General features: G+C 71.7%; 26 protein-coding genes and 2 pseudogenes. 14 read left to right on the forward strand and 14 right to left on the reverse strand.

Features of this window, described 5'->3' with window-relative positions:
- Positions 1 to 90: 90 nt before the first annotated feature.
- Entirely contained in the window at positions 91 to 936 is an 846-nt protein-coding gene (locus ACWC24_RS35105) for a hypothetical protein (RefSeq protein WP_450666951.1), read from the forward strand.
- A 38-nt stretch (positions 937 to 974) separates the two neighbouring features.
- Here the strand turns inward: ACWC24_RS35105 and ACWC24_RS35110 are convergent, their stop codons facing one another.
- Together ACWC24_RS35110 and ACWC24_RS35115 are read right to left on the reverse strand one after the other, a co-directional pair.
- The gene (locus ACWC24_RS35110) at positions 975 to 2,837 is read right to left on the reverse strand and encodes an MFS transporter (protein WP_450666952.1); all 1,863 of its coding nucleotides are present in this window, start codon (positions 2,835 to 2,837) and stop codon (positions 975 to 977) included.
- Between the two features lie 202 nt (positions 2,838 to 3,039).
- Positions 3,040 to 5,691, reverse strand: a complete 2,652-nt coding sequence (locus ACWC24_RS35115; RefSeq protein WP_450666953.1) for a D-alanyl-D-alanine carboxypeptidase — start codon at positions 5,689 to 5,691, stop codon at positions 3,040 to 3,042.
- A 238-nt stretch (positions 5,692 to 5,929) separates the two neighbouring features.
- Here ACWC24_RS35115 and ACWC24_RS35120 point away from each other — a divergent pair, with 238 nt between their 5' ends.
- From ACWC24_RS35120 to ACWC24_RS35130, 3 genes are all read left to right on the forward strand, one after another.
- A complete protein-coding gene (locus ACWC24_RS35120) occupies positions 5,930 to 6,688 on the forward strand; it encodes a GOLPH3/VPS74 family protein (protein WP_450666954.1) in 759 nt (252 codons plus the stop codon).
- A 230-nt stretch (positions 6,689 to 6,918) separates the two neighbouring features.
- Entirely contained in the window at positions 6,919 to 7,776 is an 858-nt protein-coding gene (locus ACWC24_RS35125; protein WP_162470114.1) for a Scr1 family TA system antitoxin-like transcriptional regulator, read from the forward strand.
- A 219-nt stretch (positions 7,777 to 7,995) separates the two neighbouring features.
- Positions 7,996 to 8,205, forward strand: coding sequence for a DUF397 domain-containing protein (locus tag ACWC24_RS35130; protein ID WP_450666955.1), 210 nt, complete (start codon positions 7,996 to 7,998; stop codon positions 8,203 to 8,205).
- Between the two features lie 116 nt (positions 8,206 to 8,321).
- On the opposite strand, the gene ACWC24_RS35135 is transcribed toward ACWC24_RS35130, so the two are convergent.
- Both ACWC24_RS35135 and ACWC24_RS35140 read right to left on the reverse strand, forming a co-directional pair.
- Entirely contained in the window at positions 8,322 to 8,882 is a 561-nt protein-coding gene (locus tag ACWC24_RS35135) for a glutathione peroxidase (RefSeq protein ID WP_450666956.1), read from the reverse strand.
- Positions 8,883 to 8,988: 106 nt separating this feature from the next.
- Positions 8,989 to 9,954, reverse strand: coding sequence for a helix-turn-helix domain-containing protein (locus tag ACWC24_RS35140; protein WP_450666992.1), 966 nt, complete (start codon positions 9,952 to 9,954; stop codon positions 8,989 to 8,991).
- Positions 9,955 to 10,047: 93 nt separating this feature from the next.
- On the opposite strand from ACWC24_RS35140, the pseudogene ACWC24_RS35145 reads away from it, so the two are divergent.
- Together ACWC24_RS35145 and ACWC24_RS35150 are read left to right on the forward strand one after the other, a co-directional pair.
- Positions 10,048 to 11,229, forward strand: a pseudogene (locus tag ACWC24_RS35145) (MFS transporter); the annotation flags it as partial.
- 136 nt (positions 11,230 to 11,365) lie between these two features.
- Positions 11,366 to 12,037, forward strand: a complete 672-nt coding sequence (locus ACWC24_RS35150; RefSeq protein WP_450666957.1) for a hypothetical protein — start codon at positions 11,366 to 11,368, stop codon at positions 12,035 to 12,037.
- Between the two features lie 10 nt (positions 12,038 to 12,047).
- Here ACWC24_RS35150 and ACWC24_RS35155 read toward each other — a convergent pair whose 3' ends face one another.
- The 3 genes from ACWC24_RS35155 to ACWC24_RS35165 form a co-directional block, all read right to left on the reverse strand.
- Complete coding sequence (locus tag ACWC24_RS35155) at positions 12,048 to 12,977, reverse strand: N-acetylmuramoyl-L-alanine amidase (protein ID WP_450666958.1); 930 nt, start codon at positions 12,975 to 12,977, stop codon at positions 12,048 to 12,050.
- A 296-nt stretch (positions 12,978 to 13,273) separates the two neighbouring features.
- Entirely contained in the window at positions 13,274 to 13,918 is a 645-nt protein-coding gene (locus ACWC24_RS35160) for a DUF4232 domain-containing protein (protein WP_450666959.1), read from the reverse strand.
- Between the two features lie 203 nt (positions 13,919 to 14,121).
- Positions 14,122 to 14,388 (reverse strand): hypothetical protein, encoded by a 267-nt coding sequence (locus ACWC24_RS35165; protein ID WP_450666960.1) that lies wholly within the window; start codon positions 14,386 to 14,388, stop codon positions 14,122 to 14,124.
- Positions 14,389 to 14,676: 288 nt separating this feature from the next.
- On the opposite strand from ACWC24_RS35165, the gene ACWC24_RS35170 reads away from it, so the two are divergent.
- Both ACWC24_RS35170 and ACWC24_RS35175 read left to right on the forward strand, forming a co-directional pair.
- Positions 14,677 to 15,177 carry a CAP domain-containing protein gene (locus ACWC24_RS35170; protein WP_450666961.1) on the forward strand — a complete coding sequence of 167 codons (501 nt, stop codon included), beginning with the start codon at positions 14,677 to 14,679 and terminating at the stop codon, positions 15,175 to 15,177.
- Between the two features lie 148 nt (positions 15,178 to 15,325).
- Positions 15,326 to 15,775 (forward strand): DUF7144 family membrane protein, encoded by a 450-nt coding sequence (locus ACWC24_RS35175; RefSeq protein ID WP_450666962.1) that lies wholly within the window; start codon positions 15,326 to 15,328, stop codon positions 15,773 to 15,775.
- A 38-nt stretch (positions 15,776 to 15,813) separates the two neighbouring features.
- Here the strand turns inward: ACWC24_RS35175 and ACWC24_RS35180 are convergent, their stop codons facing one another.
- Positions 15,814 to 16,131, reverse strand: a complete 318-nt coding sequence (locus ACWC24_RS35180; RefSeq protein WP_450666963.1) for a GYD domain-containing protein — start codon at positions 16,129 to 16,131, stop codon at positions 15,814 to 15,816.
- Positions 16,132 to 16,337: 206 nt separating this feature from the next.
- On the opposite strand from ACWC24_RS35180, the gene ACWC24_RS35185 reads away from it, so the two are divergent.
- Both ACWC24_RS35185 and ACWC24_RS35190 read left to right on the forward strand, forming a co-directional pair.
- The gene (locus ACWC24_RS35185) at positions 16,338 to 17,081 is read left to right on the forward strand and encodes a rhomboid family intramembrane serine protease (protein WP_450666964.1); all 744 of its coding nucleotides are present in this window, start codon (positions 16,338 to 16,340) and stop codon (positions 17,079 to 17,081) included.
- A gap of 332 nt (positions 17,082 to 17,413) precedes the next feature.
- On the forward strand, positions 17,414 to 18,823 hold the full coding sequence (locus ACWC24_RS35190; protein WP_450666965.1) for a phosphatase PAP2 family protein: 1,410 nt from the start codon (positions 17,414 to 17,416) through the stop codon (positions 18,821 to 18,823).
- 127 nt (positions 18,824 to 18,950) lie between these two features.
- On the opposite strand, the gene ACWC24_RS35195 is transcribed toward ACWC24_RS35190, so the two are convergent.
- Together ACWC24_RS35195 and ACWC24_RS35200 are read right to left on the reverse strand one after the other, a co-directional pair.
- A complete protein-coding gene (locus tag ACWC24_RS35195) occupies positions 18,951 to 19,277 on the reverse strand; it encodes a plasmid stabilization protein (RefSeq protein ID WP_450666966.1) in 327 nt (108 codons plus the stop codon).
- A gap of 83 nt (positions 19,278 to 19,360) precedes the next feature.
- Positions 19,361 to 19,725: pseudogene (locus ACWC24_RS35200) on the reverse strand (aldehyde dehydrogenase); the annotation flags it as partial.
- Positions 19,726 to 20,001: 276 nt separating this feature from the next.
- On the opposite strand from ACWC24_RS35200, the gene ACWC24_RS35205 reads away from it, so the two are divergent.
- Genes ACWC24_RS35205 through ACWC24_RS35215 form a run of 3 tightly spaced genes read left to right on the forward strand, consistent with a single transcriptional unit; the run spans position 20,002 to position 21,906 of the window.
- Positions 20,002 to 20,688 (forward strand): HemK2/MTQ2 family protein methyltransferase, encoded by a 687-nt coding sequence (locus ACWC24_RS35205; RefSeq protein WP_450666967.1) that lies wholly within the window; start codon positions 20,002 to 20,004, stop codon positions 20,686 to 20,688.
- Complete coding sequence (locus ACWC24_RS35210) at positions 20,672 to 20,884, forward strand: CDGSH iron-sulfur domain-containing protein (RefSeq protein ID WP_450666968.1); 213 nt, start codon at positions 20,672 to 20,674, stop codon at positions 20,882 to 20,884. The genes ACWC24_RS35205 and ACWC24_RS35210 overlap by 17 nt, the downstream gene beginning before the upstream one ends.
- Positions 20,881 to 21,906: an iron-containing redox enzyme family protein gene (locus tag ACWC24_RS35215; protein ID WP_450666969.1), complete on the forward strand. Its 1,026-nt coding sequence runs from the start codon at positions 20,881 to 20,883 to the stop codon at positions 21,904 to 21,906. Before ACWC24_RS35210 ends, ACWC24_RS35215 begins: the two co-directional genes overlap by 4 nt.
- Here ACWC24_RS35215 and ACWC24_RS35220 read toward each other — a convergent pair.
- From ACWC24_RS35220 to ACWC24_RS35235, 4 genes are all read right to left on the reverse strand, one after another.
- Entirely contained in the window at positions 21,903 to 23,093 is a 1,191-nt protein-coding gene (locus ACWC24_RS35220; protein WP_450666970.1) for a flotillin family protein, read from the reverse strand. The genes ACWC24_RS35215 and ACWC24_RS35220 overlap by 4 nt on opposite strands.
- Before the next feature lie 11 nt (positions 23,094 to 23,104).
- Entirely contained in the window at positions 23,105 to 23,356 is a 252-nt protein-coding gene (locus ACWC24_RS35225) for a hypothetical protein (RefSeq protein ID WP_450666971.1), read from the reverse strand.
- A 121-nt stretch (positions 23,357 to 23,477) separates the two neighbouring features.
- Positions 23,478 to 23,660, reverse strand: coding sequence for a hypothetical protein (locus ACWC24_RS35230; protein WP_450666972.1), 183 nt, complete (start codon positions 23,658 to 23,660; stop codon positions 23,478 to 23,480).
- 116 nt (positions 23,661 to 23,776) lie between these two features.
- Positions 23,777 to 23,923, reverse strand: a complete 147-nt coding sequence (locus ACWC24_RS35235; protein ID WP_450666973.1) for a hypothetical protein — start codon at positions 23,921 to 23,923, stop codon at positions 23,777 to 23,779.
- Positions 23,924 to 24,027: 104 nt separating this feature from the next.
- Between ACWC24_RS35235 and ACWC24_RS35240 the strand changes: the two genes are divergently transcribed.
- A complete protein-coding gene (locus ACWC24_RS35240; protein WP_450666974.1) occupies positions 24,028 to 24,966 on the forward strand; it encodes a hypothetical protein in 939 nt (312 codons plus the stop codon).
- Positions 24,967 to 25,065: the final 99 nt, after the last annotated feature.

Genomic DNA, 25,065 nt, shown 5'->3' on the forward strand with positions numbered 1-25,065 from the left:
GACGGACCGTCAGAGTATGGGCGTCCGGGAGAGGACGGAAGAGGACGGAAGAGGCCGGAGGCGGCCGCAGGAACGAGGAAGGGGAACGGCATGAGCGAGGAGACCCGCCGTGACGTGGACGCGTACGCCGAACTGGCCGCCACCGGTCCCTACGGCGTCCGCCCCGGCCACGCCCTGATCACCATGGTCGAGCCGCACCCGGGCCACGAGTACGCCTACAACCGCTGGTACGAGGACGACCACTACTACGCCGGCGCGATGGCCATGCCCTGGATGTACGCGGGCCGCCGCTGGGTCGCCACCCGGGACCTGCAACTCCTGCGCTACCCGGAGAAGTCGGCGGTCGCCCAGCCGGTGACCGCGGGCTGCTACCTCTCGACGTACTGGATCACCGAGGGCCGCTACGACGAGCACATGAAGTGGACCGTCGCGATCAACAAGCGGCTCAACCGGGACGCCCGCGTCTACCACGACCGCACCCACGTCCTCACCGCGTTCCAGGACCACGAGACGACCGTCTACCGCGACGGCGCGGCCGGCCCGAGGGACCGGCACGCCCTCGACCACCCTTACCAGGGCCTGGTGCTGGAGGTCGTCGACGCGGAGTCCGGCGCCGGGCGCGCCGAGCTCCTCGACTGGCTCCGCGCCCGCCATCTGCCCCGGCGTCTCGCGGGCTCCCCGACCGCCCTGGTGACCGTCTTCCGCCCGACGCCCCTGCCCGGCGACCGCATGACCTACGTACGGCAGGTCGAGGGCGTCGACACCCGGCTGACCCTGCTGTGGTTCCTGGAGAGGGACCCGCGGGAGTGCTGGGAGGAGCACTTCACCGGACTCGACACGGCCCTCGCCGAGTCCGGTCTGGGCCGGGTGGAGCTGGTGGCCCCGTTCGTCCCCACGGTGCCGGGCACCGACCGGTACGTCGACCGGCTGCGCTGAGCGGTCCGGGCTCCCTTCCGCTCAGGCGCCGGGAACGGTCACTTCCACTCGTCCGGGCAGGGCGTCCCGCGCGGCACCGTGTACGGCGCGGCCAGCCGGTAGGTCCCCGCCTTCGGCGCCAGCAGCACCGTCCACCGGTCGCCCTCGGAGTCCTCCTCCGTCTCCAGCAGACAGCCGTTGACGTTGTGGTACGCCTTGGGCTCGCCCTCGGCCCGGTGCTTGGACGCCTTGGTCTCCTGCGGCGGCTCCAGCTTCTTGCCGTCGGCGTCCACGATGCTCAGCCACGGCGAGTACGGGATCCGGATGGTGATGCGCCCCGGCCTGCTCACCTCCATGGTCAGCTCGCCCTGCTCGGCCCGGTCCACGACCGCGTTCGGCTCGGCGAGCGACGCCGGGTCGGTCACCTGGAACAGCTGCCAGTTGTCGTCGCCCCACACCTGCTTCAGATACGGCAGCCCGCGCCGCAGGAGCTGCCGCTCACGCTGACCGCCGTCCCCGTCGGGCTCGTCCTTGGGCAGCACCACGTAGTGCACGGCCCACCGCTGGAGCCACTCGTGATAGTTGGCGGAGTTGAGCGTGTCGTCGTAGAAGACGGGGTTGCGCTCCATGTCGGCCTGACGGTTCCAGCCGCGGGCCAGGTTGACGTACGGGGCGAGGGCGGAGGCCTCGCGGTGCGAGCGGGCCGGGACGACCTCCACCCGGCCCTTCTCGGCACCGGCCACCTGGAGCTGGTTGACCAGCGGCGCCAGCTCGCGCGCCCAGGACGCGGCCGGGGTGGTGTGGATGATGTCGTCGACGGTCTTGAAGCCGATCCAGCCGGTGAAGGAGGCCAGCGCCAGCACGAGCGCGTACCACTTGCGTGAGCGCCGGACCGTGAAGGGCAGCGCGGCCACCAGGACGACCCCGGCGAACAGCATCGCCAGCCGGGTGATGTTGGAGCCGATCTGCGAGCTGATCAGCCACACCAGCAGCACCGAGAGCCCGTACACCGCGGCGGTGATCCGGACGGTCTTCCACTCGGTCGGTACGACGGCGAAGGCGACCCCCGCGCACAGCAGCGGCAGGATCACCGACCCGAACGACATCGGCTGGGTACCGGAGAACGGGAACAGCCAGGCCGACACCGCGACCACGGCGGTCGGGCCGAGGCCCAGCGCCCAGGCGCCCGGGCGCCGCTTCTGGAGGAACAGCGCGGCCGCCACCAGCCCCACGAACAGGCCCGCGACCGGCGACGACATGGTGGCCAGCGCGGCCAGCGGGGCCGCGCAGCAGGCCTTCGCCCACCGTTTGTGGCGCCAGCGGTACGGCCAGCAGAACACGGAGGCGACCGCGGCCAGCGCGAACATCGTGCCGAGCCCGAAGGTCACCCGGCCCGAGATGGCGTTGCACAGGAAGGCGAGGACACCGGCCAGCGAGGCCCACAGGGGGTTCCGCACCGACCGGCTGCGCAGCAGGACCAGGGTCAGCAGCCCGGCCGACGCCGTCCCGGCGATCATCATCGTCGTCCGGACGCCGAGCACCGACATCAGATACGGCGACACCACGCTGTAGGACACCGCGTGCATACCGCCGTACCAGGCGAGGTTGTACGCCGAGTCCGGGTGCCGGCCGACGAACTCGGCCCACGCGTCCTGCGCCGCGAGGTCCCCGCCACTGTTCGCGAACGTGAAGAACCAGACGACGTGCAGGATCCCGGCCAGGGCGGTGACGTACAGCACGGGGTGCTGGAGCAGCCGCTGCCGCAGCAGGACGAAGGCCGTCCGCGCCCGACCGTCGCCGTCGCCCCCGGAGCCGGCCCTACCGGATTCGGACAGCGGTATTCGCGGGTCGGTGTCCGAGCCCGGGGCGTCGTCCGCTCCCGGACCGGTGTCGTCGGCGCGTGTCGGCTCCGCTGTGGCCACCTGAAGGCACTCCCCGTGTCCTGTCTTCCGTTCCCGTCCGCTGGCCGTTCTCCTCGGCTTCACGGCGGCGTTTCCACGACAGGCGACCTGTCCTGTTTCGCGACGCTAGCACGCACCCCGCCGACGGGCTCCCGGGTGGGGCCGTGCGACGAGGTGCGCGGGCGTACGGCAGACGTGCGGCCGGCCGTCCGGCCGGGCGGGATCAGCCGAGACGTGTCACCTTGTCCATGAAGCCCGGCTCGGCCAGGTCCGTCTGGAGGGCCACGGGAACCCGCACCCCGACCGAGTCGCCGGAGCCGTCGCCGACGGTGAGCGAGCCGACCTCGGTGCCTGCCTTCGCGGAGTGCGGCACGTCACCGGAGTCGAAGGTCAGCTTCACCTTCAGCCCGGCCCAGCCGACCGCCGAGACGTCCTTGGTGACGACGACCGGGGTGTGGTTGCCGAGCTGGTCGTCGACGTACCCGACGACATCGCCCTTCTTCAGGATCTTCGCCGACGTCATCGCCTTCTGCGCGGCGAGCAGCGCGGTCTTGCTGACCGCGTTGACCGTGTCGATGATCGGCGCCTTGTGCTGGCCGAGGACCGCGCCGACCAGGGTGACGGTCTCGCCGCCGACCTCCTCGGTGGCGGCGAAGAGCAGGTTGCCGCCGGCCGCGCTGGTGGAGCCGGTCTTGATGCCGAGGGCGTTGTTGTAGGGGACGAGCGTGTTGTAGTTGCGGTGCTTCTGGCCCGACGGGTCCGTCCAGCTCGGCAGTTTGGTGATGTCCATCAGCGCCTGGATCTTCACCAGCTCGTGGCCCAGCTTCACCTGGTCCTGCGCGGTGGAGACGGTGGACTCCTTCAGGCCGGAGGCGTCGGTGTACGTGGTGTTCGTCATCCCGAGCTGCTTCGCGGTGTCGTTCATCTTCTTGATGAACTCCGGCTCGCTGCCCGCGTCCCAGCGGGCCAGCAGCCGCGCGATGTTGTTCGCCGACGGGATCATGACAGCCGAAAGAGCCTGCTTCTGGGAGAGCTTGTCGCCTTCCTTGACGGTGTTGAGCGTGGACTCGCCGTCCTTGTCGTAACCGCCCTCCTTCTCGGCGGTGGCGTCGACGGGGATGCTCGCGCCCTCCTCGCCCGGCTTCATCGGGTGGTCCTTGAGCACGACGTACGCCGTCATCGCCTTGGCGACCGAGCCGATGGCGACCGGCGTCTGCTTGCCGAAGTCGTCCATCGAGCCGATGCCGTTGACGTCCATCCAGCCCTGGCCCTCGCTCGGCCACGGCAGGTCGACCTGGTCGCCGTCGAAGCTGTACGAGTCCTCGGCGGTGAGCGTCAGGGACGCGGCCGGCAGCGGGCGTACGGCCTGCACGATCGCAAACACGATCACCAGCAGGATGACCAGCGGGGTCCAGATCTTCACCCGGCGGAAGGTCGTCCGCAGGGCCGTCTCCGGCGGTGGCGGAGTGTTCGTCAGCTCGGCCAGCAGATCCAGCGGCGGCTTCGGCGGCAGCGGCTGCTGCGTGGTCCGCTCCGGTCCGACCTGCGGCACGACGGTGGTCACGTCCGCGGGCCTGGGCCTACGGGTCTCCGTGTCGTCCAGCGGCTTGAGCGCGACGAACCTGCTGGTGCGCTCGGGGTCGGCCGCGGGGGCCTTGGCGGCGGGCTTCTCGGCGGCCTTCTCCGGAGCCTTCTCCGGAGCCTTCTCCGGGGCCTTCGCGGCAGCCTTCTCGGGAGCCTCGGCGGCCGGCTTCTCCGGGGCCGTGCCCGGCTCGGGGCGCTTGGTGGCGCCGCCCAGCTTCAGCATGGTCGTGGGCTGGTCGACGGCGGGCCGCGCGGGGCGCATGGCCTTGAAGACGGCGGTGGGCTGGTCGACGAAGCGCCCGGCGGCGGGCTCAGCCTCGGTGTCGGTGTCGGTGTCGGTGTCGGCGTCGGCGTCCGGCTCGGCGTCCGGGGTCCGTTCGTCGGTCTCCCCGTCGTCCGTGTCGGCGACCGCATCGGTGGTGCCGTCGGTTTCGTCCGTGTCGTCGGTCTCGTCCGTGTCGGCGTCCTGCGCGGCTTCCTCGGCCGCACCGTCGGTGCCCGCGTCCTCGGCGTCCTCGGCGGCGTCCCGGGGGGCGTCCTCGGGGCTCTCGGCGCCCTCGTCGGCGCCTTCCGCGTCCTTGGCGTCCTCGGTGTCCGCGGCCGCGTCGGTTTCGGCACCGGCCGGCCGGTCGGCGGAGCCGACCCAGGCGGCCACGGCGGCCCGCAGGCGCGCGTCACCCTTCAAGGTGGGGCTGTTCTCGATATCGGCGCCCTTGGTGTTCTCGGCGTCCACGACCGCGTCCGCGGCCTCTCCGGTCGCCTCGGAGCCCGGCTCCTCGGCCGCGCGACCGGCCGACTCGTCGTCAGCCGCGCCGTCGGCCGCCGCGGCCGTCTCCGCGTCCGCGTCGTCCTCCGCGCCCTCGTCCAGGCCGCCGTCCGCGTCCGTGCCGTCGGCGTCCGTGCCGTCGGCGTCGGTGTCGTCGTCCGCGTCGGAAGAGGCACCGTCGGCCGCCGCGTCGTCGTCGGCGCTCCGGGCGCCCTCCTCGGCCGCGTCGCTCTCGGCGGCCGTGTCCTCGGTCACTTCGGCGGCCGTGTCCTCGGCAGCCGTGTCCTCGGTCACCTCGTCGGCCGGTTCCGCCGCGCCCGTCTCCTCGGCGTCGGCGGCCGACTTCCTCACGGAGAAGACCCTCGTCGCGGTGTCGACCCCACCGCGGGACGACGACTCCCGCGCCACCGCGAGCCGGGGGTCGCGCACCGCGCCCCGGGCCTCGGGAACCGCGCCCGCGCTCCCCGACGTCGGATCTGCCGACGACTCGCGCTGCTTCGACCTGTCGGGGGACTCGCCCGCCACCGATGCCTCCTCCATAAGCCGCGCGCCCGTCGCGCGGCTGCCGAACCGTGTGAACCGCCGTCCGTGACAGCGCTCGACACACTGCCGGGACCATGTACCAGTGTCCTGTGTGAGGGCTCGGCTTCTGCGGTAGACGAGAACGACATACCTGCCGGTTCCCTCACGAACCGGTCACGCACCCTCGACAGACCAATGTGAGAGGGGTCACCCTGTCATTCATCCACGCGGGGAGGCATGGATGGGCAGGAGCCGCAGAACAATTCCGGAGGAGCTTCTGCTGCTGGCACTGGACCCGGCCACGGGTACCACTGCACAGCCGCAGTCGCTCGACCTCGGTCTGGCCGGAGCACAGCTAGTGGAGCTGGCGCTGGCCGGACGGATAGCCCCAGACGGGGATCGTATCGCCGTGGTGGTACCACGGCCGACTGGAGATCCAACTTTGGACTGTGCGTTGGAGCTGCTGCGCAGGCGCGGCGCTCCCGTGCGGGCGGTCAACTGGATTGGCGGGCCACGGCTGGGGCTCCGTCAGACCTACCTCTCGCATCTGGAACGGTGCGGCATGGTGCATGCCGTGGCCGGTCAGATGTGCGGGGTGCTGCCGACGACTCGCTACCAGGCGACGGACACCGACATCAGCCGGGAGATCAGGGCCCGGCTGGACTCCGCGATCCGCACCGGCGTGCCGCCGGACCCGCGGACCGCGGCGCTCGCCGCGCTGGCGCACGCGGTCGGCCTCGGCAAGCACCTGTATCCGGGCAACGAGGGACGTTCGTCCCGCTCCCGGCTGCGGGACCTGATCAGGCACGACCCCATGGGCGGTCTCGTGGCGCACGCCGTGATGGACGTCCAGAACGGCGTGGGAGCGCAGCCGCGCCGCAACGGCCCTGTCCCGGCCGGCCGCCAGGCCGGAGCGGGAGCCAGGTCAGCGCCGGAACCTGCTCGTGGTGTTCCGTCGCAACCGCGTCATGGCTCGATGGCGCGCGCCGTGGCCCACTGAGCCGCAGCCCACGGCACTCCAGACCCGTTCGGGAGCCGCTGATGAAGCGGGGTGGTGAGACCTCTCGGTCGCACCACCCCGCTTCATCGCATCCGGAACCGAGCGCAACTGGCGCGTACCTGCCGCATATCCACCGTTTGCCAGCGGTAAGAAGCACCTTGGTGGCAATCTGCTCAACAGCAGATACGCAAAGTGGCAAGTAGAGGTATGCAGCCGGAGGTGCACGTCCCGTGGTGTCCAACGTCAATCCCACTGTCAGGCGACGCCGGTTGGGCCAGGAGCTTCGCCGGCTGCGGGAGCTCAAGGGCATGACGGCCGAGGAAGTGGCCGAGCGGCTGCTGGTGTCGCAGTCGAAGATCAGCCGGCTGGAGAACGGCCGGCGCAGCATCAGCCAGCGCGACGTCCGCGACCTGTGCGGGGTCTACGAGGTGGAGGACCACCGGATCGTGGACTCGCTGATGCAGATGGCCAAGGACTCGCGCCAGCAGGGCTGGTGGCACTCGTTCGGGGACATCCCGTACAGCGTCTACATCGGTCTGGAGACGGACGCGGCGAGCCTGCGCGTGTACGACCCGCAGGTGGTCCCTGGGCTGCTCCAGACCCGGCAGTACGCCGAGTCGCTGATCGCGGGCGCGCTGCCCGAGACGGCGGCGGCGGACATCGAGAAGCGGGTGCAGGTGCGGCTGCGCCGACAGGAACGAATCTCCACCCCCGACAACCCGCTGCGGCTGTGGACGGTCCTGGACGAGGCGGCGCTGAAGCGGGTGGTCGGCAACAAGTCCGTGATGCGGGACCAGTTGGAGCACCTGGTCGAGCAGTCCCAGCACCCGCACGTCACCGTGCAGGTGATCCCCTTCGACATGGGCGCGCACCCGGGTCTGAACGGCCAGTACGCGATCCTGGAGTTCCCCGACGCGGCGGACTCCAGCGTGGTCTACATCGAGGGCGTCACCAGCGACCTCTACCTGGAGAAGGCGAACGACGTCCAGAAGTACAGCGTGATGTACGAGCACCTGCGGGCGCAGGCCCTGAACGTCGAACAGTCGCGCCAATTCATCGCGGACATTGCGAAGGAGTACGCGCGCTGAGCAGAAAGTGGCGCACGGTACACCTTCCACCGTGCGAGATGGAAGACCCCAATGGAATATGCCATCCAGTCGAGTGAATAGTCGCTTCGCAAGCCGATGTTGGCGAGTAGCGTCGATCACGCCATCAAGTAACAAGGTTGGCGCAAACCGCGCTGTGGGTCCGGAGTCGGACGTGTCGTGCGGTGACAGCAACTCAACAACTGGCAATTCGGAGCAGAAATGGCAATTCGTCAGGGCGTCACGGACACGTGGACCAAGTCCTCCTACTCCACGGGGAACGGCGCATGCGTCGAGGTCAAGTCACCGGTCGCCGCGGCCATGTCCGTACGTGACTCCAAGGTCCTCGAGGGTCCCGTGCTGGCGTTTCCCGCACAGTCGTGGAACGCCTTCGTCACCGAGGTCGGCAGGGGAGTTCTCGGCCTCGGCTGACGCGGGACACCGCTCGAAATTTCATAAGCACCAACGGAGCCCTCTCGACCAGCTCGCCGTCCTAGCCGAGAGGGCTCGGCTTATTCCCGGCCCCCGCCCGTACCGGGGGCCGGGAGTCAGCCGCCGAGCTGGGCCTCCACCGCCGCGACGACCTCGGCCGCCTCCGGCTCGGTCTGCGGCGAGAACCGGGCGGCGACCCGCCCGTCCCGCCCGATCAGGAACTTCTCGAAGTTCCACCGGATGTCCCCGGTGTGCCCCTCGGCGTCGGCGAAGCCGACCAGGCCCGCGTACAGCGGGTGCCGGGCCTCCCCGTTCACCTCGACCTTCTCGGTCATCGGGAAGGTCACGCCGTACGTGGCCGAGCAGAACTCGGCGATCTCCTCGGCGGAGCCGGGCTCCTGGCCGAGGAACTGGTTGCAGGGCACGCCCAGCACGGTGAAGCCCTGCTCCGCGTAGCGCGCGTGCAGTCGCTCCAGGCCGGTGTACTGCGGGGTGAGGCCGCACTTGGAGGCCACGTTCACCACGAGCACCGCCTGGCCGGCGTACTGCGCGAGGTTCGCCGGACCACCCTGGAGGGCGTCGATGGCGACATCGTAGAAAGCCACGGAGGCCACGGAGGCCACGGAGGCCACGGGGGATTCGGGGGATTCGGGGGAGTTGTGAGCGTCAGCAGTCATGCCTGCGATGCTAACCAGCGTGGAGCGGGTGTTCGAGGAAGCCCTCCCGGACACCGCCCCCCGCATCCGGGCCGCCCCCGCCTCCTCCAGGTCGCCCCGGTCCGCGTCAGCCCGTCCGGGCCGCCTCCAGCAGGGTCTCGCCGGCTGCCGTCCGTGAGTACAGCACCGAGCGCCCGGCCCGCCGACGCCGGACCAGTCCGGCGTCCAGCAGGACCCGCAGATGCCGCCCGACCGACCCGAGCCCCTGTCCGGTCACCGCGACCAGCTGGGTGGTGCTCATCGGATCGCCGAGCAGCACCAGCACCCCCGCGCGCCCGGCCCCCAGCAGCGCGCCCAGGCTCGCGGGCACGGGCGGCCGGCCGGGGCCGTCGGCCAGGACGCCCGCGCACGGGTAGACCACCGCGTACCGGTCCGCCTCCCACGCCACCCAGCCGGCCTGCGGGGTGACCGGGACGAACACCAGCTCCGCCCCGGAGACCGCGCGCGGCGGGTATGCGTGCAGATTGATCTGGAGCCGGCTCTCGCCGAGCCAGCGCGTCCCGGGCCGCAGCCCGTCCAGCACGGCCGCCCAGCCTCCCTGGCTGACCTGTGCGGTCCGCGCCACCACATCGGCCTCCAGGACCCGTCTGCGCCGTCCCCAGTAGGGCCGTACGGACTCCTCCCAGACCTGTTCCAGCAGCCTCGCCGCCCGTTCGGGCAGATCGTCCCGCTCCAGTGCGGCGGGCAGCGAGCCCGCGAGGGAGAGCCGCAGATGCGCGCGGGCGGCGGCGGACGGAACCGCCCGCACCCGGGCGACCCCCGCCTCGAAGGTCTCCCCGTCCCGCGGGGTCGGGGTGAGGAAGTCGGCGATCCAGTGCCGCCCGAGCCCGGCCCGCACCAGCAGCGCGGTGACCGGGTCGGCCGCGAGCCGTTCCCGGTACGCGGGCAGATGCGCCCGCAGCCAGGCCCGTTCACCGGGATGCCGGCCCGTGCCCGCGTGCAGCAGTTTCAGGCTCGCGAAGGTCTCGGCGAGCGGGGAGAGGACGAACCGGCTGCGCGCGAGGGTGTCGGCGTCGACCTGCCACCAGCCCACGGCTCCCGCCCCCCTGATCCCGGCGCGCACCCCACCTTTCGCGCCCGCGCGAAACAGTACCGGCCGCCTCCGGCCCCGGCCGAGACTCCGTCCATGACCACAGACGGCGGCTACCGAGCCCTCTTCCGCACCCCGGAGTTCACCCCGCTCTTCCTCGCCTCCGCCGCGGGCATCGCGGCCCAGACGGTGGGCGGCCTGGCGCTGGGCACCCTGGTGTACCGGGCGACGGGCTCCCCGCTCCTTTCGGCCGTGAGCATGTTCGGCCCCACCCTCGCCCAGGTGCTCGGCGCCACCCTGCTGCTCTCCGGCGCCGACCGGCTGCCCCCGCGCACCACGCTCGCGGGCATCGCCCTGGCCTTCTCGGTGGCGACGGTACTGCTGGCCGTGCCCGGCCTGCCGATGTGGGCAGTCCTCGCCGTCCTCCTCGCCGAGGGGCTGATCGCCTCGCTCGGCGGCGGGGTCCGCTGGGGACTGCTGAACGAGATCCTTCCCGAGGGCGGCTATCTGCCGGGGCGTTCGGTGTTCAACATGATGGTCGGGATCATGCAGATCACCGGCTACGGCGCGGGCGGCCTGCTGATCGCCGCCCTCTCCCCCCGCCCCGCGATCCTGCTCGCGGCGGCGCTGTACGCCGTGTCGGCCGCGGGCCTGCGCCTGGGTCTGACCCACCGCCCGCCGCGCGGCACCGGCCGCCCCTCCGTCGCCGCGACCTGGCGGACCAATGCCCTGCTGTGGTCCTCCCGCCCCCGCCGCCTGCTCTACCTCGGCCTGTGGCTCCCCAACGGCCTGGTCGTGGGCTGCGAGTCCCTGTACGTGTCCTACGCCCCGGACGCGGCCGGACCGCTGTTCGCCTGTGCGGCGCTGGGCATGCTGGCGGGCGACGCGACGGCCGGCCGGCTCCTGCCGCCCGCAGTCCGTCCCCGTCTGATCACCCCGCTGCTGCTCCTGCTGGCCACGCCGTACGTGCTCTTCGCCCTGCGTCCTGCCCTGCCCGTGGCGGCGGCGCTGGTGACCGTGGCCTCCGTGGGCTTCGCCGCGAGCCTGCTCCAGCAGGAGCGGCTGATGGCCCTCGTCCCGGACGAACTGAGCGGACACGCGCTGGGGTTGCACTCCGCCGGAATGCTCACCCTGCAGGGCCTGAGCGCCACCCTGGCGGGCGCGGTCGCCCAACTCACCTCACCCGCGACGGCGATGACCGTACTGGCCACGGCGTCGATCGCGGTGACTGTGACCCTGGCCCTGTCGTCCCGGACGACCCCGACTGCCCCGGCTGCCCTGACGGATGCGGAGCGTCATCTTCGCGGTGAGGGCGCGAAAAGGCCCGGGGCTCGCCGACAATGGTCCGGTCGAACGTCGTCGTGGAGTGGGGGACGCGATTCAGTCGGTGCTGGTGAACATCGCGCTCGGGCTGGTGACCAGCCTGCTCGGCGGCGGCTTCGTATGGCTGGGGGAGCGGGCCAAGCGCGCCCGGGAGCTGAACCGGAGGGCCGAGTTCTTCGGCGTCCGCCCCGGTGAGACCTGTCTGGTCGTGCTGGGCGGCAAGCACGACGCGCCGGGCAGCGCGCACTACGCGGACGTCCGGGCGGTCGTGGAGTTCTCCCTGCTCGTGGGGGAACTGGGGTGCGAGGCGGAACTGGAGTCGGGCGACTTCCGGGGCGGCAACGGCGACCGCACCGAGTTCTGCCTCGGCGGGCCGCTGGGCTCCAACGTCCGTACGGGCGGCCATCTCGCCGCGCACCTGCCCGGGGTGACCGTCCACCCGTACCGGGCCGGGAGTCCGGAGTCGGTCGCCATCGAGGTCGGCGGGGAGAAGTTCCTCTACAGCCGCCGCGACCAGGAGTACGCCCTCGTCGCGAAGTTCACGCCGAGGGAGTCCGCCAGGCCGGTGTTCCTGGTGTGCGGGCAGTCCGCGACGGGCAACCTGGCCGCGGTCCACTTCCTGCGCCGGGAGTTCGGCCAGGTGGCCCGGCGGCTGCCCTCCGTCGAACGCTTCTGCCTCCTGATCAAGGTCTCCGACATCGGTACGTACGACCACCACCGGGCGGAACTGGAACGGGACTTCTCCGCGGCCGCGTTCGGCTGACCGGTGCCCGTCAGGCGCCGACGGTGAACAGGCTGCTCGCCTCGCCGAGCCGGGTGAGGGAGACCTTGCCGGGGACACCGTTGGCGTCGGCTCCGGTGTAGCCGAGGTGGCGCTGCCACTTGGCGTAGGCGGCGACGGTCGTGGAGCCGAAGGAGCCGTCGCCCGCGAAGGCCCGGCCGAGGTAGCCCAGCCCGACCAGGGCCGCCTCGACGAGATTCGTGCCCGCCAAGTAGGTGACATGGCCCTGCCTGGCACCGGGATCGGTCTTCGCGGCCCGCACCAGACGGGACAGGTCGACGCGCGGCCTGGACGCCGTGCCCGTGCCGGGCGCGGCCGGGCCGGGCTTCGTGCGGACCGCCGCGAGCTCCTTCTTCACATCGGCCCGGAAGTCGTCCATGTCGAAGCTCGGGTCGATCTTTCCCGGCTGGACCTCCTTGTGCCCGGCGACCGACTTCTCCGACCAGCCGTGCGCCCGGCACAGGGCCGCGGCCCACAGCACGGCCTGCCGGTACTGCGCGTCCGGGTAGGGGTCCCGGCCGTTGCCGAGGTTCTCGATCTCGAGGCCGTACAGACAGTCGTTGCCGTCGGCGTCGGCCTCGTCGTCGTGCGGAAGCCGGGTCTCCGCACGCAGCGCGTGGAGGACGTCGAGGTCGACGGCCCCCGCGTGGTTGGCACGGCCGTGGCCGATCATCCACAGACCCTCGGTCCTGCCGAGCCAGGCATGGCACAGCGGCCCGGGGAGGTCCGGCCTGCCCCTGAAGCAGAGCTCCTTGTCGCCGTGCCCGGCGGTGTGGTGGATCAGCACGCCGATCACGGGACCGAACTGCCTGCCGGTCGCCGCGTCACGGTTGTGGGTCGTCCAGCCGGCGTGCTCGTGCACGGTGAGGCCCTCGGCCTTCAGCACGGCGAGGGTCTTCGCGGCGGACAGCGGGGTGGCCATGGGCTTGCGGTCCTTTCGTCGGCCCGGCGCGGTGGGCGAGCACGTCTGACGAGGGAGGGGAGGCGGAGCGGGCCGTCCCCGTCTCGGCGCGACCGTCTCCGTCCCGGCGCGGCCGACCCGATGGCGGGGCGGTCGCCGTCGTACCGGGCGGTCGTCCGTTCAACCAAGAATCCCGGAACCGTCTGCCGCGCGGGGCGAAATCGTCTTATTGCCCGCGCAAACGGGCGGCGCCGGTACCACCGGCGCCGCCCGTTCGCGCATCCGTCCTCATCCTGTCGCCGGGGCGTCCGGCCCGGTCAGGAGAGCTTGGTCCTCGATACCGGAGTGACCGTCACCTGGTTGTCGCACTCGACGATCTCGCCGTTGTCCAGGGCGACCTGGTGGGACCCCGCCCCCGGCAGCCCGATCACGAGCGTGGGGTAGATCGCGGGATCGGCGCCGGACGCGCAGTAGCCGTCGGCCTCGCCCTGCACCTGGACGAAGTTCAGCTTCGCCCAGGCGCTGCCGCCCGGGGCCACCCGGACCGCGGTCGCCGAGCCGAAGCGCATCGCCTTCAAGGGGGTGTTGTGCTGCGGGGAGCCGTTGGCCGCGCCCGCCACCGTCGGATGGCCCTTGAGCTCGCAGGGCCGGTCGGAGGTGTTGGTGAACCGGACGACCACCGCCCCGGTTCCGGTGCCTGCGGAGCGCTGGGCCGCCTGACGCACGGTCACCTTCAGCGCGTCGGCCGCACACGGCTTGGCCGGGCTGCCGGTCTCGGCGGGCTCGCTCGCCACCGGTGGCAAGGAGGGGCCGTCCGCGGCGGACGCCGGGGAATTCGGCCGGGCCGAGTTCGACCCGCTCGCGCCGGAGTCGCCGCCCGACTGGCACGCGGTCGCCAGCAGGACCGTCGAGGCCGCGGCCAGCACCAGCAGCGTGGTACGGATGCCGTTCCTGTGTTGCATGTCGTCCCCCGAAGTCGGAGCGCACCGGGCGCCGGTCGCGCCGACCGTCGCCGGGGGCCGCCCGGCCTGGGACCATCACCCTGCCGCGACGCAGATCGGACGGTCGGCAGACACGCCGCGACGTCCTCCGTCGCGGTGGTGGAGCCCCCGGGGCGTACCGGGGGCGGGTACTGCAGGTGGCGTAGCGGCGTCCGGCGGGGCGCTCAGCCGGGGGCCTGGCGGCAGGCCTCGACCGCCGCGGGGTGCGTCACGCCCGCCTCGGTCAGTCCACTGACGCAGCCGCTCATGTCTCCCACCAGGCCGTGGTAACAGGCCATCCGGACCGGGTCCGTGACCTCGGAGCCCTGGTCCTGGACATGGTTCTCGCACGCCCGGAGGTCGGCGTGGGCCGCCGGGGCGGCCAGGACGCCGCCGCCCAGGGCGAGGGCCAGACCGGCGAGAACGCCGGGTATACGAGCCGACGGACGCATGGGGATACACCTGCTCTCTCGGTCGGGGCACGCGTATTTCGACGCTAGAACACTCTCCGGGGGCATGCACTTCCGGCTTCCTGGGGCCGTCCCGGGGGCCTCCCGAGACCCGTCCATGGGGCTTCGGGCCCGGAAACAGGCCCCGCGTGCACAAATGGCCCAATACGGTCAGCATGGAGGGCAGATCGAGGACAGGGGTGCGCGGCAGCGGGTGGGCGGAGCGGGCCGCGGGGGACGGGAGGCACTCTGTCGATATGCCGGACGAATGACGAAAGGTCTGTCATGCCCATGAATACTCGTCGTATGTGCCGGACGGCCGTCGCGGTCTGCGCGGTCCCGCTGCTGACGTTCGGCGGCACCGCTGCCGCCGGCGCCGCCACCATGGCCGCCGCCTCGCACGTCTCCGCCGTGCAGCAGGTCACCCCTGGTGAGATCCTCAACCTCGTCAACGCGGAGCGCGCCAAGGCCGGTTGTCCGGCCCTGCGGATGAATCCGCTGCTCCAGCGGATCGCCCAGTCCCATGCCGACGACGAGGAGAGGAACAACTTCTCCAGTCATACGGGCTCGGACGGCTCCAGTATGGAGAGCCGGTTCGCCGCGGTGGGCTACGGGTACAGCCTCGCGGGCGAGCTCATCTCCGGACCGGGCCCGGGAACCGCGGCGGCCCATGTGCAGAACTGGCTGAACAATGCCCAGGTCAAGGCAGGCGTGCTGAAGTGCTCGTACGTCGACACCGGCGTCGGCGTGGCCGGCGACCGGGTGGTCCAGGACTTCGGCATCCCGGGCTGACCGGACCGACGGCCGGGCCCCCAGGCCCCGGACGGAGGGGTGCCCCCGGTGCGGGGTGCCCCTCCGTCCGGCACTCGACGAGATGCTGCCCGACAAACCGGGCGATAAGCTGATCAAAATGCCATACTCTGGCAGGACGGAGACCGAAATGACCACTCACTCCGCCCGGCCGGGATCGGCCGGAGCTGCCCCCTCCGCTCATCGCGGGCAGCTGTCCGGAACCACCCTCTTCGGGGCGGTGCTGATGCTCTTCGGCGGGGTGATGGCGATCCTCGAAGGGATCGCCGCCATCGCCCGCAACAGCGTCTTCGTCGTGACGCGGCATTACGTGTTCGAGTTCAGCCTGCGAGGCTGGGGCTGGGTCCACCTGATCCTGGGCATCGCCCTGGTCGCCGCGGGAAGCGCCCTGTTCCTCGGCGGCGCGCTGTGGGCGCGCTATTTCGGCGTGTTCGTGGCCAGCCTGGGCGCCATCGCCAACTTCCTCTGGGTGCCGTACTACCCCCTGTGGGCGACGATCCTGATCGCCATCAACATCCTCGTCGTCTGGGCGCTGTGCACCGGCATGCACAAAGAGGTCGGCCCCGCCCGGACGCCCTGACGGCGGGCGTCCGGACAGCGCGTTCCGCGCCCCGTCGCTCACGCCGGGGCGCGGAAGGCGACCTGCCGACGGGCCGCCTCGTCGATCTCGTCGAGGGTGAGGAGGGGAGTGGCCCGGGTGCGCAGGGCCCCGCTGGCCTTGACGGCGAGACTGATGGCGGCCATCGAGACCGGGTCGGGAAGGTCGACGACGAGCACGATGTCGTCCTCCCCGAAGGCGAAGTACATCGCCTCGACCTGCCCGCCGAAGTCGGTGACGACCTGGTCGACGGCGGCACGGCGGCCGCTTCCCCCTTCCTTGAGCAGACCCCTTGTGCCCTCGGGCGTGTAGCTGGCCTGGATGAGGAACTTCGCCATCGGGACGCTCCCTGCTGATCGCCGGTCCGGTACGGACGAGGACCTTCCCGCTGCGGCACGGACCGCCTCCCGGTGGACGGCCGGATTCACTCGTTGGCAGCCGCCGGCCGTCGACTGTCGGCCGTACCCTCCCCTGGGCGAATCAGGCGGGAATGCCTAGAGTTCATCGGGTGCGGAAGCGGATCCGCCGGGGAGGGGGAGCGGCAGTGGGTGGAGCGGACCGGGACCGGGCGGGCGGCGGGCCGGCCGGACCCGAGGAGATGATCGCGGAGGCGCGGAAGGCGTTCTTCGTGATGTTCGGGTTCCTCGCGTTCGTCTGGCTGGCGCAACTGACCAACTACGCCGACCACTACGCCCTCTCACGGGAGTACGGCGTGGTCTCCGGCGACCTGGGCACCCTGCCGGACATCCTCACCGCACCCTTCCTGCACTGGAGTTGGGAGCACATCGAGAGCAACTCGGGCCCGCTGTTCGTCTTCGGGTTCCTCGCCGCCTACCGAGGCGTGGTCCGCTTCCTCGGGCTGAGCCTGCTCGTGGCGGTGACCAGCGGGCTCGCGGTGTGGTTCCTGGAGCGAGGGGGCGCGGAGACGGTGGGCGCCAGCGGTCTGATCTTCGGATACTTCGGCTACGTCGTGGTCCGCGGGCTCTTCGACCGGCATCTGATCGACACGCTGATCGGTGTCGTCATGGCGGCCTCCTTCGCCTATCTGCTCACCGTCGCCGTGCCCGGGACGCCCGGGGTGAGCTGGCTCGCGCATCTCGGCGGCCTGATCGGCGGCCTGGCCGGCGCCTGGATCTTCCGGGACCGGAGATCACGCAGCCGCCCGGCCCGCCGACCCGACGGCGCGCCCGCCGCCCCCGGGACGGCCGCCCGCGGCGCTCTGCCGAACCGCGCCGATCACCCCCGGGCCGACCTGCACAAGGAGCTCGGCGACCTCGGCCTCCTCTAGGCGGCCCCGGCCTCCTCCGGGCCCTGCGTCATTCGGACCCCGCCCCTTTCGGGACCCGCTCACTCTTCGTGTCCGCAGGGCGACTGTGATCACAATAATGTGACAAACCTTCATTCAATAGCCATCTATCTTCACGGTTCATTCACGCCCTGACATGCTGCTTCAGCGAATGCCCCGGGCCGTGCCGAAAGGGAGGCCGGAACGCCGGCGGCGGGCTTTTCGTCTTCCCCCGTCGAGCGGGTCGCTCTGCATACAGGAGAATGCGGCCAGATCGGAAGGTGATGAACGAAATCCGCCCTGACCCCAACCGGAATCTAACAAATCGGCCAAAATTGAGACATAAGATATCGCAGGCTTTTTCGCGAACAGACCTCAGAATCATTTACTCCGTGCGGCGTCATCCGCGGGCGGGACTCTGGACCGCGGCGGGTGTCGTGACCCTTGCGTTCCTCGTCGCGCTGGAGATCGTCGGGCGCCACTACGACCTGCCCGGGCCGCCGATCACCACCGGGCTGCGCGAATTCGTGTTCCCACCCAAGTCGGGCGCCCTGCTGTACGCCGGACTGGCGCTGACGGCGCTGGTGCTCACCTGGCGGCAACGGTTCATCGCGTTCGGCGCGGCGATAGCCATCGACCTCGTCATCGCGGCGGTCCGCTGGGCGGCCGGCGTCCAGGTGACCGAGGGGCACCCCTTCGGCAACGGCGCGCTGTGGGCGCTCATGGGGTGCGCGGTCGTCGCCGTCACCCGCCGCACCGGCCGGGAACGCGTCCTGCTGCTCAAGGGCGTCGGGCTGGGAGTGCTGCTGGTGGCCGGCCGCAAGACCGGCGACATCTGGCTGCACATCACCGCGAAGACCCGCCCGATGGTGCTCGACCAGTACGTGGCGACCGCCGATCACGCGCTGGGCAACCCGTCCTGGCTCATGGGCCGGCTCGTCACGGCCAGCGGCCCGATCGGCTTCACGCTCCTCGACTTCGTCTACGGCCAGCTCGCGGTGGCCGCGGTCCTCGTCGCGCTGTACCAGCTGCGCCATGTCGCGGTCGAGCGCCGCTTCCCGCGCCATCACCTGGTGCGCACCTTCCTGGTGATCGGCCTGCTCGGGCCCGCCTTCTACATGATCTTCCCGGTGGTCGGCCCGGTCTTCGCCTACGGCACCGGCGCCGGACACTGGTCGGACCTCAGCCTGTGGTGGCACACGGACCCCGACGCGCAGTGGGCGGTGGCCGACCTGTGGCCGCGCACCACGATCCAGGTCGCCGCTCCGCACCCCATGCCGTTCGACGGCCTCACCCCGCGCAACTGCATGCCCAGCCTGCACACGGCCTGGGCCACCGCGATCTTCATCCACTCCCGGAAGGGACCGCGGGGCGTGCGCTGGGCCGGCACGTTCTGGCTGGCGGCCACGCTCTGCGCCACCCTCGGATTCGGCTACCACTACGGCGTGGACCTCATCGCCGGCGTGGTGTTCACGCTCACGATCGAGGCGGCCCTGCGGGCGTTCGACCGCGGCTGGGACCCCGCGGGGATGCGGCTGGCGGCGTTCGGCGCGACGGTCTTCACCGCGCTCCTGCTGTCGTACCGCTTCCTGCCGTTGCAGATGGCCGAACACCCCTGGCAGGCCGGACCGCTGCTCCTGCTGGCGTTGCTCTCGGTGATCTACGGCTACGTCCGCACGACGGCACAGTGGGAACCGGGCGTCGCGTCGGCGCGGCAGCCGCGACCGCAGCCCGAACTCGTCTGAACCGGGTCGCGGCCGACTCGCGCCGGGGCGTGGTCGTACCGGCTCCGGACGGCGCCGGGCCCCGGACCCGTGCCGGGGCCCGGGAAGCCCGCCGCCGTCCCCGCGCGGGCCGCGGCGGCCCGGGCGGTCAACGCCCGAGGGCGTTCTCCAGCTCCTCCTTGTTCATCGAGGAGCGGCCGTGGATGTTGCGCTTCCTCGCCTCCTCGTAGAGCTGGTCCCTGGTCGGTCCCTCCGCTCCGCTGTGCGAGCGCTGCCCGCCGCGCTGGGAGGCCGACTTGGGGTCGCGGAGCGAGGCCTTGCTCGCGGTCTTCGACTCGCCCGCCCTCGCGCGTTCCTTGTTGACCGTCCGGGCGGCGATCTCCTCGGCCCGCTCGGTGGACTCGCCCCGGTCCTCGGCGCTCTCCTTGATGTGCTCGTACTGTCGTTCCCGCTTGGGACTCGATCCGGCAGGCATTCCGTTCCTCCTCGCTGGTCCTATCCGCACTGCACGGCTTCCGTGCGGCGGGTTCCCCGCGGCGGGCCGCCGACGCGTCGGGCTCAGCCGTGTCCGTCGGGGTGCAGGATCACCTTGGTCCAGCCCTCGTCCCGGTTGTCGAAGTGCTCGTAGGCCGACGGCGCCTCGTCGAGGGCCAGTTCGTGCGAGACGACGAATCCGGGCTCGGCCCGGCCGGAGGCGATCAGGTCGCGCAGGGCGCGGTTGTACCGCTTCACCGGTGCTTGTCCGGTCCCCATGCGCCGGCCCTTGAACCACATCAGGCCGTAGTCGAACGGCACCTTGCCCCGGGCCTCCAGCTCGCCCTGTGCCTCGGCGCCGCCGGGGTCCTCGGGAGGGACACCCCGACCACGCCCAGCGAGCCGGTGAAGCGGACGCAGTCGATCAGCCCGTTCAGGGTGAGGGTGCTCGATCCTCGCGTCCGGCACGTCCTTGACCGTCACCGTGCGCGGTCCTTCGCAAACTGCGGCCTTCACGGTCACCTCTTCCACGCCGCTCCGGTCCGGCCGGCCGACGGGCGGCTGAGTGTGCTGTTGCTCGTCTGCGCCGCCGCTTGTTCGTAGGTGCCGGGTCCCCGTGCGCGATTCAGGTGAAACCGCGCGAAAGGGTCTGTCGCTGTCGTGACGCCCGATGCGGTCGTTACGGCTGTTGCGCAGGGGGTACGCGGGGGACGCGAGGCACCAAGATGACCGACGAAACCCTCAACCTCATCGCCGCACCCCGGTTCCGGGGCTGGATCCCGCCGGGGGTCTACCGTCCGGACACCGACACCGCGCTGCTCGGCCGGGCGCTGCTCCAGGAGCGGATCACCGGCCGTACCGAGGTGCTGGACCTGGGCACCGGCAGCGGGGCGCTCGCGGTGGCGGCGGCCCGCCGGGGCGCCCGGGTGACGGCCGTGGACATCTCCTGGACGGCACTGGCCACCGCCTGGTGCAACGCGCTGCGGAACGGGCGGCTGGTGCGCGTGCGGCACGGCGATCTGGTCTCCGCCGTGCCCGGCCGCCACTTCGACCTGGTGATCACCAATCCGCCGTACGTCCCCGCCCCGCCCGGCGACGGCCCGCCCCGGGGCCGGGCCCGGTCCTGGGACGCGGGACCGGACGGCCGGCTGCTGATCGACCGCATCTGCACGACGACCCCGGCGGTGCTGCGCCCGGCGGGCAGGCTGCTGATGGTGCACTCCCGGCTGAGCGGCGTGGAGGAGACACTGGCCCGTCTCGGGGCGGCCGGGATGAACGCGGAGATCGTCGACCGGGCCCTGCTGCCCCTCGGCCCGGTGCTGCGCTCCCGGCTCGACTGGCTGCGCGAACGCGGACTGGTCGCCGACCGTACGACGGAGGAGCTGGTGGTGATCCGTGCCGAACACGCCTGAACGCCCTCGCCGCATCCGGGTCCAGCGCGACGGCCCGCTCCTGGTCGAGGGGCCGGTCGAAGTCGTGGGCGAGGACGGCGAGGTGACGGTGTCACGCCGCTTCCAGGTCGCCGTCTGCACCTGCCGCCGTACCCGCACCCCGCCCTGGTGCGACACCAGCCACCGCCGTCGTACCCGACCGGACGAGCCGTCGTGACCGAGGCGCGCCTGCCCGACCCGCGTGGTCCGCTCTCGGACGCGCTCGTCGCCGTACTGCGCGGCGCGGACCACCCGGACCACGGCCTCCGGCCGCTCGCCGCCGAGGCCTACGGCGACGACCTCCAGCTCGCCCTGTACGTCCTGTACGAGCTGCACTACCTGGGCTTCGACGGCGTACCCGACGACAGGGAATGGGACCCCCGGCTCCTCGCCCTGCGCCGCGAGGCGGAGGCCCGCTTCCTGGACGTGCTGCGCGCGGACGCGCCGGTCGGCCCGTCCGACACCGCCGAACGGGCCCTGGACGGGCTCCAGCTCGAACCCGCGGGCGAGGTCGAAGGCAGCCTCTCCCACTTCCTGCGGGACCACGGCACGCTCGACCAGTTCCGCGAGTACGCGGCGCTGCGGTCGCTGTACCACCTCAAGGAGGCGGACCCGCACGCCTGGGTGATCCCGAGGCTGCGCGGACGGGCCAAGGCCGCCATGGTCGCGGTGGAGTTCGACGAGTTCGGCGCGGGCCGCGCGGAGGACATCCACGCCGAACTGTTCGCCGACCTGATGGCCGGCCTGGGCCTGGACACCTCCTACGGCCACTACCTCGACGCCGCCCCGGCCGAGGTACTGGCCACCGTCAACCTGATGTCCCTGTTCGGTCTGCACCGGGCCCTTCGCGGGGCGCTCGTCGGCCACTTCGCGACCGTCGAGGTCACCTCGTCCCCGGCCTCCCGCCGTCTGGCCCAGGCGCTGCGCCGGCTGGACGCCGGCCCCGCGGCCGTCAGGTTCTACGACGAACACGTCGAGGCGGACGCCGTGCACGAACAGGTCGTACGCCACGAGGTCGTCGCCGGTCTGCTGGCGGACGAGCCGTGGCTGGAGGCCGACGTGGTGTTCGGGATCCGCGCGACCGGCCGGCTGGAGGAGCGGCTGGCCGACCGGCTGCTGTCGTCGTGGCGAGTCGGCCGGTCGGCGCTGCGTACGGGGAGCGTTCCCTGGTCCGAGCGGTTCCTAGTGCCGCGGCACTAGTCGACGTCCACCGGGCCGTCGTCCGACTTGTTCCGCTTGCTGCTGGGCAGCTGGAGCAGGCGGTCGGCCGTGCTCTGCGCGGAGCGGTCGCCGTCGGAGTCCTGGTCCTTCCCGTTCAGGTTCTGCCGGACCGAATCGAGGATCGTCAGGCCCTGGGACACCAGCCCGGCGGCGATCTCGCCGAGGCCGTCCGCACCGTTGAGGACGTTGACGTTGGCGCCCGCGAGGCCGCCGGCGGCCTCCTTGACGATCTGCGGGAGCTGGTCGATCAGCATCCGGTCCAGCGCGACCCTGTCGTACGAGGCGGCCGCCTCCGCCTGGATCTTCATCCGCTGCGCCTCGGCGGCCGCGAGGATCCTGACCCGCTCGGCCTCGGCCTCGGCGGGCTTCACGACCTCGGCCACCAGCTGCTGCTGGCGCAGCTTGGCCTGGCGCTGGGCCAGCTCCGTCTGGGCGGCGAGCACCTCCTGCTGGGCGTGCGCCTGCGCCAGCGGTCCGGCCTGTCCGGCCTGCGCCTGGGCGCGGTCCACCTCGGCCGAGTACTCGGCCTTGACGATGGCGGTCTGCCGGGCGTACTCGGCCTGCTTGCGGGCCGCCGCCTGCTCTGCCTCGACCGAGGCCTGGGTGGCCTGCGCCTGGGCGATCTGTGCCTGCCGCTGGATGGCCGCCTTGTGCGGTGCGGACATCGCGTCGATGTAACCGGTGTCGCCGTCGTCGATCGACTGGATCTGGAGCGAGTCGACGGTCAGCCCGATCTTCGCCATCTCGGTCTTGGAGGTGTCCAGGACCTCCGCGGCGAGCTTCTGCCGCTCGGTGACGATCTCCTCGACCGTCATCGAGCCGATGATGGCCCGCAGGTGACCGGCGAAGATCCGGCCGGTGAGCACCGACATCTGCTCCTGGTCGGACAGGAACCGCTGGCCGGCGTTGATGATGCTCTCGTGGTCGTTGCCGACCTTGAAGGCGATGACCGCGCGGACGTGCAACGCGATGCCCTGTCTGGTCACACAGGTCTCGGTGACCTCGGACTCGCACATGGAGAGAGTGAGGAACCGGACCTTCCGGAACACCGGCAGCACGAACTTCCCGTGCCCCGTGACCACTCGGAACGGCGCGCCCCCCAGTCCCCGCCTGCCTCCCGAGATCAACATCGCCTCGTCGGGGGCGGGTACGCGGTATCCGAACATGCCTGAACTCCTCAGCCGGCGCCGGCGGTGTCCCCGTCCAGCGCGTCCAATGGATCCACCCACTCGATGACGCCGACCTCACGGCATCCACGAGATTCGATCACGAGCACGGACGTGCCCACCGGGAGGGGGGAGTCCGACCAGGCGAGGAAAGTCTCGGACCCGCCCCGGACGCGTACGAGCACCTCGCCGGGGCCGGTGGAACCGCGAGTTCCGATGAGTACCTTCCCCGTGCAGCCGATCACGGCCTCGTCCTGCGGCATCACCGGCCGTCCTCCTCCCGCTGGCCCCATGATTCCGACGATAGACCCAGTCCGCCCTGGACCCAACGGGCGGGAGGGCCCTGGCTGAGCGGCCGGGACACGGGGAACTCCGGAGGGGGCGCTACCGCTTCCGCCACATCCGCCGGGTCCCGAACACGGCCAGCCAGATCAGCAGCGTGAAGCAGCACATGACGCTCACGGTGGTCCAGGACTCGCCGTCCCACCGATGGGCCCCCGCGGCAGCGAGCCCGAGTGTCAATGCGCCCGTGACCAGGGCGGCCGCTCTCCGTGTTGTGCGTGACATGCCACCTGTCTACACGCCCTCGCGCACACCGGGGGAGCGAACGACGAAAGAAGATCGCCGACGCCCGCTTCCGTCTCCGGCGTCTCCGGCGTCTTCGGCGTCTCCGGCAGAAGGGTCTAGCAGTCCTCGACGGGGAGCCCGACGAGCTCGCACACCGCGGCACTCTCCTTGTCGTCACCCGGCTCGCTCCGCGATCCGGTCTGCCGCGGATACGTCGCCGCCGCACGGGTCCCGGCGCCGAAACAGGCCGGGTTCTGCTCCACGATCAGACCGAGGATCCGGGCCCTCGCCGATCTCGCGTACACATCCGCGGTGGAGTGGTCGTCCGCGAAGGAGTCCCCGTCGGCGGAACCCCTACGGCACGGCGGTGGTCGCGCGCGACGCCGGGAAGCCGCACAGGGGCGACGTACTGGTCGGCAACTTCAGCAACGGCCAGAACCAGCGGGGCACGGGCACGACCCTGGTCCAGATCAGCCCGCGCGGCAAGGCCACGCTGTTCGCCCGGATCGACCCGGACCGCCTGCCCGGCCCCTGCCCCGGCGGGGTGGGTCCCACCACCGCCCTGAGCATCCTGCCCGGCGGGTGGGTCGTGGTCGGCAGCCTGCCGACCGCCGACGGCACCTCCGACACCGCGAAGGCGGGCTGTCTGCTGGTGCCGGACAGCCACGGCGAGGTCCGGGAGACGCTCGCCGGAGGCGGCGTCAACGGACCGTGGGACATGACCGCCACGAGCCGCGGCGACCGTACGGACCTCTTCGTCACCAACGTGCTCAACGGCACCGTGGCGGGCGGCGGCGACGAAGTGGACCGGGGCACCGTCCTGCGCATCAGCCTCAAGCGGTACGACGACCGGCCGCCGCAGCGGCTGAGGACCACCACGATCGGCTCGGGCTTCGCGCAGAAGACCGAGCCCGCCGCCCTGGTGATCGGCCCGACCGGTGTCGGCCTCGCCAAGGACGGCTCGCTCTACGTCGCCGACACGGTCAAGAACCGGATCAACGTGGTCCCGCGCGCGGTGACCAGGGACTCCAGCGCCGGCACCGGCAAGGTCGTCGGCAGCGGCGGCAGGCTCAACGGCCCCCTCGGGCCGGCCATCGCGCCCAACGGCCACATCCTGACCGTCAACAGCGGTGACGGGTTCATCGTCGAGACCACGCCGGCGGGCCGCCAGGTGGCCTTCCGCCGGCTCGACGACAGCGGCTCACCGCCCGGCGCGGGCGCGCTCTTCGGCCTGGCGGTGGATCTGGACCGCGACGCCGTGTACTTCGTCGACGACGCCACGAACTTCCTGAACGCCCTGAAGTGATCCACGGGAGCCACCAGGGGCCCCGGATCCCTCCGGGGCCCCTGGCCCGTGCGTCCCTACCGGCTCGCGTCCGTTCCGCCGAGGCCCGGACTGCTGCCG

Source organism: Streptomyces sp. NPDC001443, from assembly GCF_053597355.1.

Bases quoted from the DNA above. Each gene is read 5' to 3' on its own strand.
- ACWC24_RS35105 (WP_450666951.1), top strand. From the start codon at position 91: ATGAGCGAGGAGACCCGCCGTGACGTGGACGCGTACGCCGAACTGGCC.
- ACWC24_RS35120 (WP_450666954.1), top strand. From the start codon at position 5,930: ATGGGCAGGAGCCGCAGAACAATTCCGGAGGAGCTTCTGCTGCTGGCA.
- ACWC24_RS35130 (WP_450666955.1), top strand. From the start codon at position 7,996: ATGGCAATTCGTCAGGGCGTCACGGACACGTGGACCAAGTCCTCCTAC.
- ACWC24_RS35135 (WP_450666956.1), bottom strand. From the start codon at position 8,882: ATGACTGCTGACGCTCACAACTCCCCCGAATCCCCCGAATCCCCCGTG.
- ACWC24_RS35155 (WP_450666958.1), bottom strand. From the start codon at position 12,977: ATGGCCACCCCGCTGTCCGCCGCGAAGACCCTCGCCGTGCTGAAGGCC.
- ACWC24_RS35160 (WP_450666959.1), bottom strand. From the start codon at position 13,918: ATGCAACACAGGAACGGCATCCGTACCACGCTGCTGGTGCTGGCCGCG.
- ACWC24_RS35165 (WP_450666960.1), bottom strand. From the start codon at position 14,388: ATGCGTCCGTCGGCTCGTATACCCGGCGTTCTCGCCGGTCTGGCCCTC.
- ACWC24_RS35170 (WP_450666961.1), top strand. From the start codon at position 14,677: ATGAATACTCGTCGTATGTGCCGGACGGCCGTCGCGGTCTGCGCGGTC.
- ACWC24_RS35175 (WP_450666962.1), top strand. From the start codon at position 15,326: ATGACCACTCACTCCGCCCGGCCGGGATCGGCCGGAGCTGCCCCCTCC.
- ACWC24_RS35180 (WP_450666963.1), bottom strand. From the start codon at position 16,131: ATGGCGAAGTTCCTCATCCAGGCCAGCTACACGCCCGAGGGCACAAGG.
- ACWC24_RS35195 (WP_450666966.1), bottom strand. From the start codon at position 19,277: ATGCCTGCCGGATCGAGTCCCAAGCGGGAACGACAGTACGAGCACATC.
- ACWC24_RS35205 (WP_450666967.1), top strand. From the start codon at position 20,002: ATGACCGACGAAACCCTCAACCTCATCGCCGCACCCCGGTTCCGGGGC.
- ACWC24_RS35220 (WP_450666970.1), bottom strand. From the start codon at position 23,093: ATGTTCGGATACCGCGTACCCGCCCCCGACGAGGCGATGTTGATCTCG.
- ACWC24_RS35225 (WP_450666971.1), bottom strand. From the start codon at position 23,356: ATGCCGCAGGACGAGGCCGTGATCGGCTGCACGGGGAAGGTACTCATC.
- ACWC24_RS35230 (WP_450666972.1), bottom strand. From the start codon at position 23,660: ATGTCACGCACAACACGGAGAGCGGCCGCCCTGGTCACGGGCGCATTG.